Annotated in this window: 18 protein-coding genes and 1 pseudogene; 7 read left to right on the forward strand and 12 right to left on the reverse strand. The window is 40.2% G+C overall.

The genetic code is table 11. The features are described 5' to 3' along the window. Positions 1-69: 69 nt before the first annotated feature. From H6G83_RS18795 to H6G83_RS36275, 3 genes are all read right to left on the reverse strand, one after another. Positions 70-918: an indole-3-glycerol phosphate synthase TrpC gene (locus H6G83_RS18795; RefSeq protein WP_190475071.1), complete on the reverse strand. Its 849-nt coding sequence runs from the start codon at positions 916-918 to the stop codon at positions 70-72. Positions 919-1,289: 371 nt separating this feature from the next. Then, entirely contained in the window at positions 1,290-1,535 is a 246-nt protein-coding gene (locus tag H6G83_RS18800) for a HetP family heterocyst commitment protein (RefSeq protein ID WP_190475073.1), read from the reverse strand. 47 nt (positions 1,536-1,582) lie between these two features. Continuing rightward, complete coding sequence (locus H6G83_RS36275; RefSeq protein ID WP_313936451.1) at positions 1,583-1,714, reverse strand: hypothetical protein; 132 nt, start codon at positions 1,712-1,714, stop codon at positions 1,583-1,585. A gap of 1,942 nt (positions 1,715-3,656) precedes the next feature. On the opposite strand from H6G83_RS36275, the gene H6G83_RS18810 reads away from it, so the two are divergent. Beyond that, positions 3,657-4,523 (forward strand): response regulator transcription factor, encoded by an 867-nt coding sequence (locus tag H6G83_RS18810; RefSeq protein WP_190475251.1) that lies wholly within the window; start codon positions 3,657-3,659, stop codon positions 4,521-4,523. 107 nt (positions 4,524-4,630) lie between these two features. On the opposite strand, the gene H6G83_RS18815 is transcribed toward H6G83_RS18810, so the two are convergent. From H6G83_RS18815 to H6G83_RS18840, 6 genes are all read right to left on the reverse strand, one after another. Further along, positions 4,631-4,945, reverse strand: a complete 315-nt coding sequence (locus H6G83_RS18815; RefSeq protein WP_190475075.1) for a DUF3082 domain-containing protein — start codon at positions 4,943-4,945, stop codon at positions 4,631-4,633. Positions 4,946-5,066: 121 nt separating this feature from the next. After that, complete coding sequence (gene ispE, locus H6G83_RS18820) at positions 5,067-6,005, reverse strand: 4-(cytidine 5'-diphospho)-2-C-methyl-D-erythritol kinase (protein WP_190475077.1); 939 nt, start codon at positions 6,003-6,005, stop codon at positions 5,067-5,069. A gap of 60 nt (positions 6,006-6,065) precedes the next feature. Beyond that, positions 6,066-6,941 carry a 16S rRNA (adenine(1518)-N(6)/adenine(1519)-N(6))-dimethyltransferase RsmA gene (gene rsmA, locus H6G83_RS18825; protein ID WP_190475078.1) on the reverse strand — a complete coding sequence of 292 codons (876 nt, stop codon included), beginning with the start codon at positions 6,939-6,941 and terminating at the stop codon, positions 6,066-6,068. 626 nt (positions 6,942-7,567) lie between these two features. Continuing rightward, entirely contained in the window at positions 7,568-8,776 is a 1,209-nt protein-coding gene (locus H6G83_RS18830; RefSeq protein WP_190475080.1) for an RNA-guided endonuclease InsQ/TnpB family protein, read from the reverse strand. 120 nt (positions 8,777-8,896) lie between these two features. Next, the gene (locus tag H6G83_RS18835; RefSeq protein ID WP_190475082.1) at positions 8,897-9,070 is read right to left on the reverse strand and encodes a hypothetical protein; all 174 of its coding nucleotides are present in this window, start codon (positions 9,068-9,070) and stop codon (positions 8,897-8,899) included. Positions 9,071-9,097: 27 nt separating this feature from the next. Beyond that, entirely contained in the window at positions 9,098-9,463 is a 366-nt protein-coding gene (locus H6G83_RS18840; RefSeq protein ID WP_190475084.1) for a hypothetical protein, read from the reverse strand. A gap of 411 nt (positions 9,464-9,874) precedes the next feature. Here H6G83_RS18840 and topA point away from each other — a divergent pair, with 411 nt between their 5' ends. Both topA and H6G83_RS18850 read left to right on the forward strand, forming a co-directional pair. After that, positions 9,875-12,046, forward strand: a complete 2,172-nt coding sequence (gene topA, locus H6G83_RS18845; protein ID WP_190475086.1) for a type I DNA topoisomerase — start codon at positions 9,875-9,877, stop codon at positions 12,044-12,046. A gap of 322 nt (positions 12,047-12,368) precedes the next feature. After that, on the forward strand, positions 12,369-13,100 hold the full coding sequence (locus H6G83_RS18850; protein WP_190475087.1) for a phosphatase PAP2 family protein: 732 nt from the start codon (positions 12,369-12,371) through the stop codon (positions 13,098-13,100). 366 nt (positions 13,101-13,466) lie between these two features. Here H6G83_RS18850 and H6G83_RS18855 read toward each other — a convergent pair. Next, positions 13,467-14,081 (reverse strand): annotated as a pseudogene (locus tag H6G83_RS18855) (Uma2 family endonuclease). 295 nt (positions 14,082-14,376) lie between these two features. After that, positions 14,377-15,033 (reverse strand): hypothetical protein, encoded by a 657-nt coding sequence (locus H6G83_RS18860; protein ID WP_190475089.1) that lies wholly within the window; start codon positions 15,031-15,033, stop codon positions 14,377-14,379. Positions 15,034-15,780: 747 nt separating this feature from the next. Here H6G83_RS18860 and H6G83_RS18865 point away from each other — a divergent pair. Next, entirely contained in the window at positions 15,781-16,617 is an 837-nt protein-coding gene (locus H6G83_RS18865) for a sulfite exporter TauE/SafE family protein (RefSeq protein ID WP_190475091.1), read from the forward strand. A 1-nt stretch (position 16,618) separates the two neighbouring features. Further along, the gene (locus H6G83_RS18870) at positions 16,619-17,134 is read left to right on the forward strand and encodes a DUF1634 domain-containing protein (RefSeq protein WP_190475093.1); all 516 of its coding nucleotides are present in this window, start codon (positions 16,619-16,621) and stop codon (positions 17,132-17,134) included. A 580-nt stretch (positions 17,135-17,714) separates the two neighbouring features. Here H6G83_RS18870 and H6G83_RS18880 read toward each other — a convergent pair. Next, complete coding sequence (locus tag H6G83_RS18880) at positions 17,715-17,960, reverse strand: hypothetical protein (protein WP_190475095.1); 246 nt, start codon at positions 17,958-17,960, stop codon at positions 17,715-17,717. An 86-nt stretch (positions 17,961-18,046) separates the two neighbouring features. On the opposite strand from H6G83_RS18880, the gene H6G83_RS18885 reads away from it, so the two are divergent. Then, positions 18,047-18,298, forward strand: a complete 252-nt coding sequence (locus tag H6G83_RS18885) for a hypothetical protein (RefSeq protein WP_190475098.1) — start codon at positions 18,047-18,049, stop codon at positions 18,296-18,298. Further along, positions 18,276-18,749 (forward strand): hypothetical protein, encoded by a 474-nt coding sequence (locus tag H6G83_RS18890; RefSeq protein ID WP_190475100.1) that lies wholly within the window; start codon positions 18,276-18,278, stop codon positions 18,747-18,749. Before H6G83_RS18885 ends, H6G83_RS18890 begins: the two co-directional genes overlap by 23 nt. Positions 18,750-19,174 lie beyond the last annotated feature (425 nt).

Below are 19,174 nucleotides of genomic sequence, written 5' to 3' on the forward strand. Positions count from 1 at the left end.
TATCGCTCCTCACACACCCTACAGAAAAAATCTGCCAGTTGCGTAAGTCCTATTTTAGTTGGAACTCTGTTACTTGAGGCTACCACCCCTGAGTAAATGGTGTACAGCCATCTCTATATCTTCTTCTTTAATTAAAGATTCTCCTACTATCACAGCATTTGCGCCGGCTTGGGCGATTAAGGTTAAATCGGGGTGTGTATATATTCCCGATTCGCTGATGACGGTGATACCTAAATCTTGCAGTTGCGATCGCCTGGCTGCTAATATGTTTTGTGTAGTGCTGATATCCGTGGTTAAGTCTTCTAAGCTTTGGTTGTTAATTTCGATGAGGCGAATGTCATCTAATTTAAGTATGCGGTCTAGTTCTGCCAAACTGTGGACTTCTACTAACGCATTCATCCCCAAATAGTGAATTATTCGCAAAAAGTCTTGTATTTCTCTGTCTGTGAGGATAGCAGCAATTAAGAGTATGGCATCTGCTCCGGCGGCTCTGGCTAGGTAAATTTGGCAGGGGTCAATGATAAACTCTTTGCAGAGTATCGGTAATGGTATTCGTTGGCGGATGCTGCGGAGAATTTCAAAACTGCCGTGGAAAAGTGAGCTATCTGTAACTACTGATAGACAAGCTGCACCACCTTGTTGATAGGCTTTGGCGATCGCGACTGCATCGAAGTCTGCCCGAATCATACCACGATTAGGTGATGCTTTCTGGATTTCGGCAATTAGGCTAGGTTTGTAAAGGTTTTGTTGCAAGGCTGTTAAAAAATCGCGCACGGTTGGCGCAGCCGTTAATTGGCGTTGTAAAGAAGCCAATGACATTTGTTTATGTAGTTGTGCAACTTCTTGCTTTTTCTGCCATACAATTTCTCTGATAATTGGTTGCAGACGATTAGTATAAATAGCACTGGGGTACATCATAACCTGCTACAAATCTGGATGGGGTAACGAAAAAAGGCATAAGGGCATAGGGGTGTAGGGGTTATAATTCACTATGCACTTATACCCAATTCCTATACATTCGATGCGAAGTTGTGAGAATTTTTTTACTTCTTCCCAACAACAAGGATTCAAGTATGCAACCTAACTGTATTCATTTATCAGAATATATAGGAATCCTATTTGATTGTTGAAAAATCTCAGCATTTTGAGGGTGGGTAATGCCACATTATGATACTTTTGGTGGGCAATGCCTACCCTACTTTTATCTCAAAAATCAACTATGAATCTTATATTTCACTTAGCGAATTAGGTTGATATGCCTACATATTTAGCTTTAATCCCGGCGGGTTTCAAATCAGTACTTCTTGATTATCCCTTCTGCTTTCTTGATTTTCACTGCCTAGACAGTTATTTTTGATTAATCGAATATAAGTACGGTATGGTATGTAATCTATGGGATTATAACCAGAGTAGCGCAGTAGTAAAACGCAGGCCCAAGAATATTTACCAGCAATAATTGATTTAATAATTTGGTCTACTTGTTCATTGTTGATTTTCTTAACATTTTGTGAATTGTAATTGTCTTGCTGACGCATAATTTTCCCTGATGATTTTATTTGATAACGACAGTAAAAAATCGAGTTTATAACAGGAGTTTTAGTTGTAGACGTTTTTGAATTGGAGAAACTTCACCTGTGATGTAGTCGTGATTGAGGCTGATTTGTTGTAGTTGGGATTGGGCTGATAAACGCTGAAACAAGGTTGGTAGTAGCACCTGTCCGCGAGGATTGAGTGAAGAGATGGTAAATGCGTTTTCTCTTGTTGTCAGTTGTCATGGGGGATTGATAAATCCAATTGCCCATCTTTTGTATCGCCCCGATTCGTAACTACTGGTCAATAAGCCTCCACGCACTTGATTGAGGTGAAAGAGAATTTCATCTAGTGCAGTGTCCATCTTTACTTGGCTGGTGCTGCGAGTTACGCGCAGGTTCCCAAGGGTTGTGTAAGTAAGGGATTCACAAATCATAGTCTTTTGTTTTGTGTGTGTTGGCGGGAGTATAGCGTCAACTCTACGTTGGTACGCAGCCATTGCTATTCCACTATCCTCAACAAGAAGAACTTTGACACTACAGCACAGGTAAAACAGTACAAAACATCTGTGCGATGACCTGCGATCGCTCGGAGATTATCGCCTACAGTTCTGGAAAAGAGGGGTAAATTTAACTATTTAGCATTTTGGTTTCCCTCATAAATCTCTAGTTAAATTAGCCCCTAAAAAATGAACCGTTTTGCAGAAGCAACTTCTTAGCTAAGATTACTCAATCTTTGGCAATAGATATACGATCTATTTTTTGATAGACATATCTCTTTTTTCTTTATTTAATTTTTTGTCTTGTTTTGACTTGACGATTTGATATTTTTGATGATGTAGTGATGGGTTAATATTATACCACATAAGAGACAAAAAAACTTTTTTATTTCTGGTTTTATATCTCCCTAGTAATTAACCAAACTTATATTAATTAGATATCTTTTCTCATTCGTCTCAGCCACCTCTCCTTGAGGAGAAATGTGAGTATGCACCCTTTATAAGTTGAGGACTATAAATCAGCTTGTTGGATCTAAATCTTTTTTCTACAATAGGAGTATTTCATCCTAAGCGATCGCCTATGGCGGAGGTAGCGCATTGTAGTTGGGTAAATATCTATTAACATAATTGCTGCTGTATATTTCTATTATCTTTTTTGTCGCTTCATCAACCTTTCGTTGCCATATTTGTATTCTTGATCACATCAAAAATTAACAATTTCTATTTCTTTTGAGAGATAGGCAATAAATACTTTGGTCGATGATATTTAATGAAGGTACTCCTACTGACAGATGACTATGACTATTATTTCGTAGTTTAATCTCAGTGAAGGGAAATATCATAAGTAAATTTTATAAATTAAACATTAATGATAAATTCCATTATTAATTAATATTAAAGTAAAACTAGTTGATTGATTATAAACTGTTGTACCTAATCAAAAAGTAACTAATAAAATTATTTAGATATGCTAACTCTTTTTGTCCAGAATATTGAATCAAGTATTGGAAGTCAGAGAAACTCAGTAAATAGGTAAAACCGACTCGTTGACTATTCTTTGATAGTAAAACATACTGGTAATATGTGGTTATGTCTAAATAAAACTGGTAGGAGTTGTGATAGGTTGTAAAGCTTTCAAGGTATTTATATTTGGCAATATAGTTTGGTTTATTCTCTCGCTTGCTTACCTAAATCAGACCTGACCCAGGAGTTGGAGAACCTATGATTGATGCGAAATCATGGAGTAGTTAAAAATGCCATATCAAAAGCAAGATAAAATAATTCTAGGAAATGTAAATATTATTTACTTGACGCAATTAAGGATAAAATATTTGGTTTAATTGTTTAAGGCAAGGTTACTTTTAATAAAATTGCTAACTTTTGATTTTCTTGTTTAAAATATCCTTTCCATTTAGAAAATTTTCAGTACGATTGCTCGAATAGTAGGAGCGAATAAAAAGATGCTCATTGAAAAGATATTTCAATTTACCTGGAAATTAAGACTGAATATTTTCCTACGGAATTAGGTGGTATCTGCTACTTCTGGGTTAAAGACATAGGATTTTTCTGTATAACCGGTAGTTTGTAATTGGTAACTGAAATGACCACCAATATTAGTGATGAAAAAATGCTCAACGAATCATCAAAAACAATTTTAGTGATTGAAGATGAGGCTGATACCCGCAATCTCTTTTTAGTGGTGCTTGAGGCTAATGGTTTTGATGTGATAGTGGCTGAAAATGGTGTTGCTGGTATTCAACAGGCACAAAAACATCTACCAGACTTAATCATCTGCGATATTATAATGCCTGATATGGATGGTTACAGTGTTTTAGATACACTCCGTCAAGACCCTCTGACAACGATTATTCCCTTCATTTTTCTGACTGGGAACAATGATAAGGCCAGTTTGCGTAAGGGGATGGAGTTAGGGGCGGATGATTATATTACTAAACCTTCTACTATAGAAGAAATCCTCAAAGCGATCGCCACTCGCTTAGAAAAGCAAGCTAGGCTAAGATATTGGTATGCGACTACATCTGGTCAACTTTCAGAGGCGCTGGTTGTAGACTCTGAGTTAATTTTTCCCACTATTCCCCACCTCAAAGAGGTTTTCGATTATATAGAAGCTCATTATCATCAGGGGATTACATTATCAGATGTGGCTGTTGCTGTTGGTTATTCACCAGCTTACCTCACCAGTAGAGTTTCCAGAGAAACGGGAGATACAGTTAACGGTTGGATACTGAAGCGACGTATGGCCGCAGCGCGTCCTTTACTGAAGAATACCAACAAAACCATCGAACAGATTGCGACAGAGTTAGGTTATCAGAATGCTTGCCATTTCTCTCGTCAATTCCGTCAGTATCACGGCTTACCCCCCAAAGCCTGGAGAAAACAGCAACAGTCTCTCCTGTCTGGTAGACACCTAAAGCCTCAACTAAATCACAGTTATCCTCAACCGGAAAAATACTTAATAGCTAGCCGGGGTTAAAAGACTTCCAACTAAAAAATATACAATCACTTTGGGGAGATGGGGAGGAAGAATATTATTCAGCTTCTAAGCTTTCACTCATTGCATAGTTTAATTTCTGGAAGTCCCTAATTGTTTTTAGGCTTTGTCAACTGCTGGATTAACAATTGTACAGCCAAAGCCAATAAACCAATCGTCACTATACCAAATATTCCCATCCCCAAAGCTACTACACCAACTACCAAGGTACGCACGGCGGAGGTCAAACTGATAACTAACTGGTTATCAGAATGGATAGGTTTTTTCGCAAAGGTTGTAGCAATAGATATCATTAATAGATATAAAGCATATCCTAATCCGCCAGAAATAGCTGCCCCAGTTATGCAGCGTAAGGGAGTCGGCGGAACTTGTGTCGGCGTATCTGTTGGTTGAGTTTGGTTCATTGTCAGTTGTCAGTTATCAGTTATCAGTTATCAGTTGTCAGTTGTCAGTTGTCATCGGTCAACAGTCCATAGTTATTAATGTCTCCCTTGTCTCTTCTTCTCTCTAGTTAACTGTTAACTTTCAACTGTCAACTTTCACCCCATGTGCAATTGTGCGAGTTACAAATAATTCTAAATCTTCGTCGGGAATTATTTGTCTGACTTGCTGCTGAATTTGTTCGGCTTGTTGTTGAGTTTCGCAAAGGGCGAATACTGAGGGGCCGGAACCGGACATCATGGTTCCTATTACGCCTGGTTGAGATGCAAACAGTTCTCGCAACTGCAAGACTTGGGGATAGGAGGGTAATACTACTTTCTCTAAATCATTGTGCAGTTTTTGGGCGATCGCTACAGCATCTTTTTCTAAAATAGCCTTAACGATAGGCCCTGAATGCACTGCGGCGGCACGGGCTGCTAAATCATTGGTATCTTGAAGATAGGTACTGCCAAATTCTTGACGATAGGTTGTATAGGCCCAAGCGGTGGAAACTTCTAAGCTGCGATATTTACCCAATACTATATATATATGATCCAAACTGGGTAATGGGGAAAGTTGTTCACCTCGACCGGTGGCGATGACTGTACCACCAGCCACGCAAAAGGGGACATCAGAACCCAGGATAGCACCCAAATCTTCTAGTTCGGTTTGGGTGAGTCCTAAGTTCCAGAGTAAGTCTATCCCTACCAACACTGCGGCGGCGTTGGTCGAACCTCCAGCCAAACCAGCCGCTACGGGAATATGTTTGTTGAGGGTAATTTCCACACCGCCATGTTTAGCCAAGGCTTGGGGAAATTTTGTCGCCATCAATTCGGCGGCGCGATAGATTAAATTACTTTTATCTGTGGGAACTTGTGGATGACTGCAATGAACGCGGATAGTTTCATCGCTGATGGAGTGTAGTTCAATCTCGTCAGCTAGGTCGATACTTTGCAATATCATCACTAACTCATGATAACCATCTGGTCTGTTGCCGATGATTTCTAGATACAAGTTGATTTTAGCAGGGGCGATTAGTTTCATGGGGTTGGTCAGTTATCAGTTATCAGTTATCAGTTATCAGTTGACAGTTGACAGTTATCACTAGCTTTTCTCCCCCACTCCCTCATCTCCCTCATCTCCCTCATCTCCCCCACTTCCCCGACTCCCAACTCCCACCAAGTTAGCCAATTCTACCCATTGCTGAGTGCTGATATCTTCTGCTCTGGCTTGGGGGTCTATGTTTAATTGTTCCATTAATTGGGTTAGGCGATCGCGCTCTACTACTGATTGCAAATTATTGCGTAGCATTTTGCGTTTCGCGCTAAATCCTAATTTTACCAAATTCTCTAATCTTTTTGGCTCTTGTGCGGGAATTTCTATCTGTCTTGGACGCAAGCGCACGACTGCGGAATCTACTTTTGGTGGTGGGTAAAATGCACTGGCCGGAACATGACAAATTAATTCACAATCAGCTAAATATTGCACTCTGACTGATAATGCACCAAAACTTCTCGACCCTGCTTTAGCATATAACCTTTCCGCGACTTCTTTTTGAATTAATAAAACAATGGCATCAAATGGTTCAGGGTTAGGGTTGGCGATGGTTCCTAATAATTTTTCGATTATCGGCCCGGTGATGTTGTAGGGGATATTAGCCACTACTTTATTTTGCTGTTGAAACTGCGGAAATGCTCCTAAATTTGCCGCTAAATCTAGAGTCAGAAAATCCCCTTGTAACAGTAAAAAATTCTCTTTTTTCCCTAATTGTTTCGCCAATAATTCACATAAATCTCGGTCAATTTCTACTGCTACTAATGACTTTACCAGAGGTAATAAACGCCGAGTCAGAATGCCTGTACCGGGGCCTATTTCCAGAATGCGGTCATTTGTACTACAATCTGCTGCCTTGACGATTGCGTCGAGAACCTTGTCACTTTTGAGCCAATGTTGAGCAAATACCCTGCGCGGTCGTACCATCAATTTTCCTTACTATATCTACATTTTAGCATTTTACAAAAAATTCATTTCTTACTTTTTTCTTACTTTTTACTATGAGATTTCTGGGCTTTTTGTTGGGTTACATATTGACTTTAGAGATTTTATATGCTATATGAATTAGGCGATCGCCCAGAGATATCAGCAATGAAAATACCTCAATATTCTCCTCCTACCCATCTGTGTTTTAGGTAGAACAGTGTAAATAATTCAAGTTTGTAGTCAGGACTTTAGTCCTAAGAAAAGGCTAAAGCCTTTACTACGAACACGAAGTTCATAGATGAGGATTTTTTTGGGACTGACAAAAATTAAATTATTGATTTTTGAGAGAGAAGATAATTATAAGATTCTTTCGTCCTTCTCCCCTTGCAACTGCATATTTTTTTAGTTGAAAGTCCCTTATCTGTCTCCTGTTCCCTACACTTACATTTCCACAGGTTCTTGGTCAAATTGTCGCATCAGTTCTAACAAAGCTTCACGGTCTGGGGTTTGTCCATCTTTAAGCAGTTCGGCTAAACCTGCAAAATACTTTTCACGTTCTCCGCCTGGACAGAACTTGACATCCTCTCACCGCTAACCCTTGCGGGTGTAGCGGGAGATTCCAAAGATCACTCTTTGGGCTTTCTCTTTCCCCGACTCGGCTTGTTTGGAGGAGTTGCCTCACCCAAACAGAGGTCGATATCTCCAGAGACTTGAGATCCTGTGTGTCCCACAGTACGTAGTCCTAACTCAAGTATGTTCCGTGCAGCGTTCCAGTCCCTGTCTTGAGTATGTACACAGTGAGGGCAAACATGAGTTCTTGTACTAAGCGATTTTTGCACCACTTCACCACAGTTAGAGCAATTCTGGCTGGTGTGGTGTGGTGGAACTGCCACAGTTACCACGCCAAACACCTTACCAAAATACTCAACCCATTGTCGAAACTGAGTCCACGCTGCGTCACTAATCGACTTAGCCAAGTGTCTATTCTTGACCATGTTCGCAAGGTGCAAATCTTCATAGGCTACCAAGTCGTTAGACTGGACTACGCACCTCGCCAACTTCACGGCGAAGTCTTTACGTTGCCTACTTACTTTCAGGTGTTTTCTGCTCAAGCGATTTCTCGCCTTAGCTCTGTTTTTAGAACCCTTTTTGGCTTTAGACAATCTCCGTTGCAGACGTTTCAAAGACTTCTCGCGCTTTAGCAGGTGTCTGGGGTTTTCAACCTGATTGCCTTCACTATCGGTATAGAAGTGATTCAGTCCCACATCCAAACCAATAGTTTTACCCGTTGGTTTTCGCTTTTCTACTCTGTCTTGGTCGATGCAGAACTGAGCGTAGTACCCATCAGCACGACGCACAACTCGTACTCGCTTGAACTGTTTCAACTGGTAGAAATGCAAGTCACGGGTTCCCCAAAGCTTGAAAGTTCCTGCCTTAAAGCCATCGCTAAAAGTGATGTAGCGACGGTCTTCAGAGAGCTTCCACCCACAGGTTTTATATTCAACACTCCCGTGAGTCTGCTCTTTCTTGAACTTTGGATAACCTTTCTTTCCTGGTTTAGACTTTTTACAGTTATCAAAGAATCTAGCAATTGCACTCCACGCTCTTTCAGCACTAGATTGACGAGCCATCGAGTTAAGCTTGGACACCCAAGGGAAACTCTCATCGGCAGCAAGAACGGCGCAAAATTTATTGAGGTCGTAACGCCCAACACCTTTGTTGTCCATCCAGTATCGAAGGCAAGCGTTGCGAACAAAGCGAGCAGTCCGAATAGCTTCATCCAGCTTTCGATACTGCTCGTCAAGTCCCTCAAGTTTTGCCTCGAATACCAGCATTTATGTTATATATCTTGACATAAACAATTATATCATGTTGTCAAAAACTCAACTACCCTCCTCCCTGATTTCGCTTGCGCTCAATTTCGGTCGGAGAGTGTTTCGTTTTTGACCCGCAATTCATCTCGCCGCCAAGTCTGCGACTGTGGCGAGAGTCTTCTTACGGAGGTTAGATAAACCCAAGTGACCGTGGGTATCAGCACCAACCGCTTTGAATATCACCTCGCTATTACCTGTTTGTAGATGATTTCCTTGTCCTGGTGCGAGGATAATTTCTTTAATAGGTAATGTCATCCTCAATTTATCCTCAAAATCGATAACTTATACAGACTTTTCCAGCGCTGTCAAATGCTGAGATTTCTTACTTAACGAAGCACTAGCAATCAAGCTAGAAAATGAAAACAGCATCCAACCTAAACATATTTGCTTTCTTGTTTGCCAATCTTGTCTATTATTAATGGTGGGAATTGGTTGACTATTTATCTCTAATCTCCAACAAGCGATCGCACCTACACCCAACAAGATACCACTCACGATAGAAGTAATTGTAATAGTTTTAAACAGATATGAAGCAAAATCCTGCTGCATTCGCAAACGCTTGACGGCGCGGCGACTACGAATAATGCTTAACTCGTCTGTGTTATGACTTATTTGCGCTAGTGGATAGGTAATTTGCTGTTTGCTCATTTCTCGTCACCTATATCCCCTTCTACAGTCTACATGACATCTATATCAGTAGTCACATAGTAAACTTTTGCCAAGGTGAAAACTACTTTCTACAGAAAGAATCAAGGAATTTAGTCCATAGTCATTAGTCCATAGTCATTAGTCCATAGTCAACAGTCCATAGTCAACAGTCCACAGTTTTTCTCTACTACTCCTCTGCTTCCGTTCTTCAATAAATGAAACATTTCTTATAGTACACAGATACTAAAGGGTGGTATAATTTATGCTAAATCCAGCATTCAAAAAGATTGTGTGCTGAAAGCTAAATTCATTAAGTAAGTCAGTGAGAGAAAATCGGTCTATGTTAAGAAACTGGCAATAACTAAACCCTCCTATCTCCTGCCTCCTGCCTCCTGCCTCCTATAATTGTTTATGGCGAAACGTCTTCTAGTAGTTGAATCACCAGGGAAAGTTAAAAAGCTTAGTCAAATTTTGGGTTCAGAGTGGATAGTGCGTGCTTCTTGTGGACACATCCGCGAACTCAGTGATGAGGGTGAGGATTCTTTGGGATTCAGTATGGAAGATGGGAAGGTGCAATGCAAATACGTAGCGCGTGACCAACGTTCCCAAGAAACTATCCAGCAGTTGAAGACCACAGCCAAGCAGGTGAGTGAAGTTGTCTTGGCTACTGACCCAGATAGGGAAGGAGAAACCATTGCTTGGCATCTCAAAGAAGTGCTAGGTTTGAGAGAACCGAAACGGGTAGTCTATACAGAGATTACAGCAAGTGCAGTAAGAAATGCGATCGCCAATCCCCGGAAGTTAGACCTGAATTTAGTCGGTGCGGGATTATGTCGAGACTGTTTAGATAAGTTGGTAGGTTATAAGGGTAGCCCGTTAGTATGGGCGTTGAATAATGGGGCGAAAAGTGTCGGGAGAGTGCAAAGTGCTACACTGCACCTGATTTGTCAACGGGAAAGAGAAATTCAAACCTTTGTCCCGCAAGATTATTGGAGTGTTTGGGTTGATTATGTTGAGGGTTTCCGCGCTTTCTACAAGGGTACTGTTAACAGTCGTCCAGACTCACCAGAACAGGAAGTGGAAGTTCATGATGATGCGGCGGGAAATCAGACAACTGCACCAGAGTCTACCCGCGTGTTGAGCGAAGCGGAAGCAAATCGTTTAGTGGAAGAAGCACGTCGTCATCCTCACCAAGTTATACAGTATGAAGGGAAAATTGTCAACCGCCAACCACCACCACCATTTATTACTTCCACCCTGCAACAAGCGGCTGGTTCTAAGTTGAAGTTCGCGCCAGAAAAGACAATGCAGCTAGCCCAAAAGTTGTATGAGGCTGGGTTAATTACATATATGCGGACGGACTCGGTAATGTTGAGTCCAGAGTTTTGTGAGAGTGCGCGTCAGTGGTTGGAACAAAATGACCCGCAAAATGTACCGACGCAAGTGGCGAGACATCGTAGTAGTAAAACGGCGCAACAAGGACATGAAGCAATTCGTCCCACAGATGTCTTTAAACCTTCGGCAGAGTTACGCATAGAACTACCTACTGATGAGTTTAACTTGTATGTGATGATTTGGAAACGAGCGATCGCTTCTCAATGTCGTCCAGCGCAGTTGCGGAAAACCTTGGTAATTATCCAGTCTGGGGAAATTCTCTTTTCAGCAAGAGGACAAGTAGTCGAGTTTTTGGGTTATACCCGTTACTGGCCTAACCTCAGCAAAGATACCATTTTACCAGCCCTACAGCAAGGGCAAATGCTGACATTAGAAAATGCTGGTCACGAGAAGAAACAAACCCAACCCCCACCACGCTACAGCGAACCGAAGTTAGTTCAACTCATGGAACGTAAAGGTATTGGTCGTCCTAGTACCTATTCTCCCACCATCGCCACCCTCAAGAAACGCGGTTATATCGAACTGACAAAAGACAACTTACACCCAACCAGTCTAGGGTTAGAAGTTGATACTTTCTTACAAAAAGCTTTACCTGATTTACTAGAGACAGAGTTTACTGCCAAAATGGAAAATGCCCTCGATGCGATCGCCGATGGAAAACAACCTTGGCAGCAATATTTAACCACCTGGAATCAGAATTATTTTGCCCCAGCTTTGGTAAAAGCTAAGACTCTAGTTGTCGATACAGCCCACAAAGAGAAAACTTTTCCTGAGCGTAAGTACGATACTAGCAGGACTCGCTGTCCTGACTGCAACAACTTCCTCAGCAAGATACCTAGTAGTAAATTAAAGAAGAAATACTTCCTCAAATGCACCAGTGGTTGTGAAAATACCGTCCTCTTCTGGAGTGAATTTAGTAAGGCTTGGCAACCACCCCGAACGAAAGATGACAAAATCGCCGAGAATAGTCAAGATAAAATTATACCCTCCGCTAAGTTGAGTGCCTACCCTTGCCCAGTATGTAAAAAACCTTTGGAGGAGTACACCTATACGAAAGATGGACAGAAAAAAACTATGCTGCGTTGTTCCGCCTCTCAATCTCGCACTGATAAAAAGCATAAGGATGTGGCTTATTTTAGTACGGCTAAGGGTTGGTGGAGTCCTAAGTTTGGGGAGTTGCAAGGGTAGGGTTTTTAAACGCAGAGGAAGGGGAGGTTTGATGAGTTGAAAAGAGGGTTTTATAGAGACATCTATAATATAGCAATAGCTTAGACAGCAAAAGACTTTTAACTCTGTCACCTGTTACCTGTTATATCAAGTTCGGCTAATTACTTATAATATGGTTGTTTTGGTCGGTAATGGGTAATAGCTAATAGGTAATTGTTTTCTACCATTAGCAATTACCAATTACCAATTACCAACCCCGAAGATATGATCAGTGATTAAGCGGACATGATATTACCTGTTCATACCATTATAAATATTTTTTGTCTAGCCTCTATTTTCTAAGATGACTAATCAACAAAGCCCAGCACCTATTTCCTTTATCCAAAATATTTTAGTTGCCCGTTGGCGATCGCTTTTACTCCTCTTAGCTGGGGTATACTTACCATTGCAGATATTTGAGTTATTGGCAGTGAAGTTATGGCAGTATGAAGCAGGGTTCCCTTGGGATCTACCAATACTGTTGGCGGTTCACTCTACAGCACAACCTGCATTAGATATAGTGGCGGTGGTGTTAACTAAATTCGGGTCATTTTGGACTGTGGGTCCGATTTTAGGAATGATCGCTATAGTATTATGGCAGAGAAAACGCTGGCGATCGCTAGCCTATCTATTAACCACAGCCTTGGGAAGCACCATCATCAACCGCACAGCCAAGATGTTAATGCACCGAGTCCGTCCCCAGTTATGGGTTTCTGGTGCGCCGGAGTTCGATTTTGCCTTTCCTAGCGGTCATGCTACAACGAGTATGACCCTGGTAGCTATGTTGTTAATTCTCACTTGGGCTACCTCTTGGCGGTGGTTAGTGTTGACTGTAGGTAGCTTATATATTTTGGTAATTGGCTGGACTCGCCTTTATTTGGGGGTACATTTCCCTAGTGACATTCTTGCAGGTTGGATGGTGGCGATCGCTTGGGCAATAGGTGTGAGTATAATTATCAAACCAAACTTAACCAAACCCACCGCAGTAGGCGACCAAACTCAAGAAGAAACCACCCTATTACCTGAAGAAACTTAGGAGAATAACTGTTGACAGGTGACAGGTGACAGGTGACAGTGATGATGAATATTTTCTCCTCTGCTCCCCTGTTCCGGTTGGTGAGCGCAGTCGTTCGCGTTAGCGTCTGTCTACGACACGCTATCGCGTTCGCGTAGCGTCCCGTAGGGAACGCAGAGAACCACTGCTCCCCCCACTCCCCACCCTACGAAATAATCAGCTTTTGGGCTTGTTATTTTGTCAATAAAAGAGTGGTGTAACATATTAACCATTGACTATTGACTATTGACTATTGACTATTGACTGTTGACTATTGACTATTGACTATTGACTGTTGACTATTGACTGTTGACTATTGACTATTGACTATTGACTGTTGACTATTGACTATTGACCATTAAAAATTTGATTAGCAGTCAATTTCAAATCAGGAAAAGTAGAAGAAATAATCAGTTCCGAACCTCTAAATTGAGCAACCTGATACTCTTCATCAACTAGATGATAAATAGAAATAGTAGGTTGCTTGGGATTACCGATAAATTTTCTTGCCCCTAAAGCTGCATAATCAACTATCCAATATTCGGTAATCCCCATTGCCTCATAATTCCCTAACTTGGTGTAATAATCATCTTCCCAATTTGTACTAACAACCTCAATCACCAAAGGAATAGATGCACTTTGAGTTACAGTAGATTCTTTTGCCCACAATTCCTCATTATGTAGATTAGCATCATTAATTAAAACTATATCTGGTAAGTAAGCAGATGACTTTCTCGGCGGTTTTACTAACGCTGTTTTGGGAATAAATTATGGCAATTGCCATCTTTTATACTCAACAGTAATTTCCCCTGCCAAAAATCCTATCACTTTTTCATGCTTGCCAGTGGGTTGAGGCCTTTCAACTATTATTCCATCATGTAATTCGTAACGCTTGCCATTATTCTCTGGCAACCATTCAACAAATTCTGCAAAAGTCAATAGTTTAGGTAAAGATTGAGCCATATCAAAACCTCATACCAATTCTCCATGAAGTTGCGCCGAATAAACAATGTAGAGACGTTGCATGCAACGTCTCTACAGCGCAGAATAAAGTGCATCTTTATCAAGAAACAGTATCAGTCTGTTTTGACTATACCAGTTCTTGATGAAAACGCACTGAATTATCATTATTTTGGTACATCACCAATTAGTTTCATAAAAAACTCCACCTACAAGCAGATGGAGTAGTTTTCAAGTTCGTAGTGAGGACTTTAGTCCTCAAGAAAGGACTAAAGTCCTCACTACAAACCTTAATTATTTACGCCTTCTTCGTAGGTGCATTAGTAACTCGTGCATCTACAATTGCTTGCGACACATTAGGAATAAACCAATTTACCTCATCAGATTTCACAACTTGAGTTCCAGCCTGATTAAATTCAATCGCGCCAGTATCAGGATCTGTCTTGAGAACTAAGTTAGTACCAACAGGAACTTTGATGACAACGCCACCAATAAATTCTTTACCTTGACCATCAGAATTGATAGCTACAGCATTGACATCACTAGGTAAATAAACACCCTTACAATTCCATCTATCCTCAGTGGTCTGACCATCACCTAAAAAATACAATGCTGCGCCTTCAGAATATTCATCGTCATCTAAATTTGGTTCTGGCCCGTAGATAGCTAAAGTCTTACCTGTCTGATTACTGCATTGTCCCCAGTCAATTCCTGATTCCAGAGCATATTTTTGCAACTCTAACTCATTTATTTTTTGCTCAATTTGTTCTGGGGTATAATCTGCCAATTTAACTTGTTTTTCTTGGGACTTTCTTAAACTCTTGATTTGTTCTGTCAAGGTAATGTAATCAGGGTTTTTGGTAATTTTTGGGCGGTCTGCTAATGAAGCAGGTTGAACGAATAATAAACTTGTAACAAAGACCGCCACCATCAAAAAGTATTTAAAGGTTTTCATGTTTGCGTTCCAATTTTTACAACTTGCAGCTTATGACTATCTAGCAATGTTGTTAATATTATAACGAACCTATCACGTTCAAGACCTTATAAAAATACTGCTATGTTAGCTTTGTTAAATGCCAATTTAAGCTTCACATATCATGAGAATTTCTCAATTACAACAATATTTGCTTGATTTTATTTTATACTTTTTATTTTTCCGTAATTGATCAAACAAAAATCCCCTTATTCAATATACTCACTACTACACAAGCTTAAAACACAATAATTCCCGTCGTCTTGTGTGCGTATTTTTTGTAACTATCATCAAAGAAAAATTATCATATTGATTTATTAAAATAAATTCTCCTAAACGTCGATACATTTATCAAATTTAATAATTTTTAAGAAAAATTAGATTTTATTTATCACTTATACTTGATTGTAGAAAATACATAAGGTAGGATGAAATCTATCTAAAGGAATATAACTTAAAAAACAGGTGTCCCAGTGGTAGATATATAGATATCTGCAAGTAGTAAATTGGCGATCGCTTGCCTGGGCAATTCAAAAGTAATAACAGAATTACCCAAAACCCCATCGATATGTGTGCCATTTTTAAATAGAGAAACTAGTCATGAAACAAGAAATATCATCCCATCAGATTCTTTACAGATTCTTGACTTCGCTCAACTTATTAAATGAAGAAATATCGCCTTTATTTTAAATAGGAGATAATCTAATTTTATAAATCAAGGTAAGCAATTTGAATATATTAGAATTTTCTCTATTAGTTTGGCTTGGCTCATTTAGCGCTGGTTTTATAGGTGCGCTAACTGGGTTAGGAGGTGGAGTCGTCATAGTTCCCTTATTAACTTCTATATTTGGTGTTGATATTAGATATGCCGTTGGTGCTTCCCTAGTATCTGTAATAGCCACATCCCTGGGTGCAGCATCTACATATATTAAGAAAGGTTATACAAATCTGCGATTGGGAATGTTTTTAGAAGTCGCCACGACAATTGGCGCGATCGCCGGCGCAATTATTGCTACATTTGTCTCAGTCAAAGCCTTAACCATTGTATTGGCGATCGTGCTGATATATTCCGCCTACCTTTCACAACGACCTAGAATTGAGCAAATAGAAAATGAACCCCCCGATCCCCTCGCCGACTACCTGCAACTCAACAGCACCTACCCAACCCCCGATGGACTAGTACCTTATCAAGTCCACGCAGTCCCAGCCGGATTTAGCGTCATGCTAATAGCTGGCGTATTGTCTGGGTTACTGGGTATCGGTTCGGGAGGCTTCAAAGTCCTAGCAATGGATCAGGCCATGCGTCTACCTTTTAAAGTTTCTACCACTACCAGCAACTTTATGATCGGTGTCACAGCCGCCGCATCAGCCGGAGTTTATTTAGCTAGAGGTTACATAGATCCAGGCTTATCAATGCCTGTAATGTTGGGGGTATTACCTGGAGCTTTTTTAGGTGCGCGAGTTTTGATAGGTGCTAAAACACATATTTTGAGAATAATTTTCAGTCTGGTATTAGTGGTAATGGCTTTAAAAATGGTTTACAACAGTCTAATGGGAGGGCTGTAAAATGTATGAATATAATACTGGCATTTACCAGAAAACAGTACAACCAAATAGTGAATCTGTGGTTATCTCTGTGCCGCCTCAAGAAACAAATGATGTCAAAATAGCAGCACAAGAAGTCACCAATAATTGCCAAACTGGTGTCAAAACATCAACCGAGCAGCAATTAGAATATCTACTCAGCAACCTCTTAAAATATGGAGTTTTACTAGCTAGTGCATTTGTCCTACTAGGCGGCATACTGTACTTAATTCATCATGGTAGTGAGCCTGCTGACTATCACATCTTTCATGGCACACCATCAGAATTTTGTTCACCAGTCGGTGTATTTGGTGCAGTCTTATCAGGTAGCCGTCGTGGCATCATCCAACTGGGAATGTTATTATTAATTGCCACCCCTATTTTCAGGGTAATTATATCTTTATTAACTTTCCTATTAAAGCGCGAATTTATTTACGTCATCATTACTTCATTAGTCTTAGCAAGTTTAACTTATAGTCTTATAGGAGCTTATTTTTAAAATACAGGACTTACGCAACTGGCACTTGGGGTAGGGTGCGTCAGATGTGGAAAATCCTTGAATCTGTACGAAATTATTGGGGCTGACGCACCCTACAGTTAGTTTGATGATGACACTTACGTAAGTCCTAAATAAATGTATTGTCAAGGTTTTTGGAATAAATATTATAGCGAAAAAATGGCGCAAACACTCCCAGTAAAAGATATAGACTTACGCTACCTCATCGATAATTTTGGGATTCAGTTAGTCTTAGACCTGACTTTTCACGGCATCTAGAAGACCTCACTTCCATTCCTCTCTCCTACAAGGAGAGAGGCTTTGATTTCTCCCCCTTCCCTTGTAGGGAAGGGGGCTGGGGGGTTAGGTCTGACGTTGGCTTTTCCACTTAACGTGAAAAGTTAGAGTCTTAGACAAGCAATTTTTCCTAGAATGGCAAGGAAATTTACCAGAGATTACAGAATTAGATAAACAACTTTTAGATAAAGTAAAAGCAAGCATTTAACTCAGTTGGTAGTGAACAACTGAGTTAAATAATACGCCATGAAGTTGGAAAAGGTTGCTCTCTACTTTTGTTGTGAGATTAGCCCAAATACTGTTGAATTTGCTCTGTTAAATAGCTTCTGATTAAATCGAAAGTCTCCATTGGTAAACCAACCATACCCAAAGCAAATAATAAGCTGAAAAGTCCTAGAAATAAAGCTAAGGTTCTCCCGAAACAACCAGGATTGATTTCCGCAAATCCTAGTTTTATTTGTCCTAAAACAGCAATAAAAAGAAAGGCAATTCCAGCTATTAATAAATAATTAGTTAAAGGTAAATTAGTCATTTATTAAGTAAATCATTTCGCCATTTTTATTATAGCTATTTTAACTATCAATCTGAGATTAATCGTTCGGCAATAAAACAACGCGGTTGAAATTTATCAGCAGTCGCAGCGCATCTGGAGGCGATCGCCAACAATTACACCAAAAAAAGCGTTATCCTAGAATTATTTGGCTATTTTGCCCTCTGGCGCAGCTATCCTCATCAGGTAGACAACAAACCAAAAGTAGTAAAATTCCCAACTGTATAGCTAATGTACTAGACTTTTGGATAATTTTTATATTAAACTACGCTAAGTTGGTAGGTTTGGTGGGTTTTTATGGAAAGCGTCCAAAAAGTTGAGCAAGAGTTAAGCATAGTAGAAGATGGCAGACAGGAACAGTCACAACAGACTATTCCTGACGAACTCAAAACAGACATTTTCAAAAAACTCAGAGGCGGATTTTTCCTAGTATTGGGATACCTTTTATCTCCCCTATGTTGGTGGAATGACTTGATAATTAATCTGCCCATCGCCTACGGTTTTGGTTATGTATGCAGTTTATTTTCCCCGAAGTTGTTCATACCTTCTGCAATTGCTGGTTATTGGATATCGAATGTGATAGGTATTCTCATGATGCAATTTGGGTCTCAGGATATGTTTCAAAAAGAACCTAAAGAACGCAACCTCAAAAAGGAAATCTTTTCTGGTTTGATATCTTCAACTGTGTATACTCTGGTGATTGTCGCCTTAATTCAGTTGAAAATTCTTGATGCACCTGATTTATTTTCTTCATTAGTTATTAGTCCATAGTCATCCTGACTTTTCACGTTATGTGGAAAAGCGCTCCGTCAGACCTAACCCCCCAGCCCCCTTCCCTACAAGGGAAGGGGGAGAAATCAAAGCCTCTCTCCTTGTAGGAGAGAAGAATGGAAGTGAGGTCTTCCAGATCCCGTGAAAAGTCAGCATAGTCATCTATGTAGTTTTTTGGCGTTGCATATTTGTGGGATGGGCTGTCCAGCCCATCCTAAATTTTGATAAGCGATCGCACAAACATAGCAGATTTCAGCTAACAGAACAAAGCCATATACAAAAAGCCTTTTAAAGCTGTTCCCTGTCCCCTGGGAGTAAGCCAGTTGCTGATTTAACTTCTCTTAATAAATAAAAGCGATCGCCGACAGGGGGGCGGAACGCCATCGCTGTCAGCTCGCTCGAAAATACCAAAGCTAATCATAGTT

It is taken from the genome of Anabaena azotica FACHB-119 (genome assembly GCF_014697625.1).
GTDB lineage: Bacteria > Cyanobacteriota > Cyanobacteriia > Cyanobacteriales > Nostocaceae > Trichormus > Trichormus azoticus_A.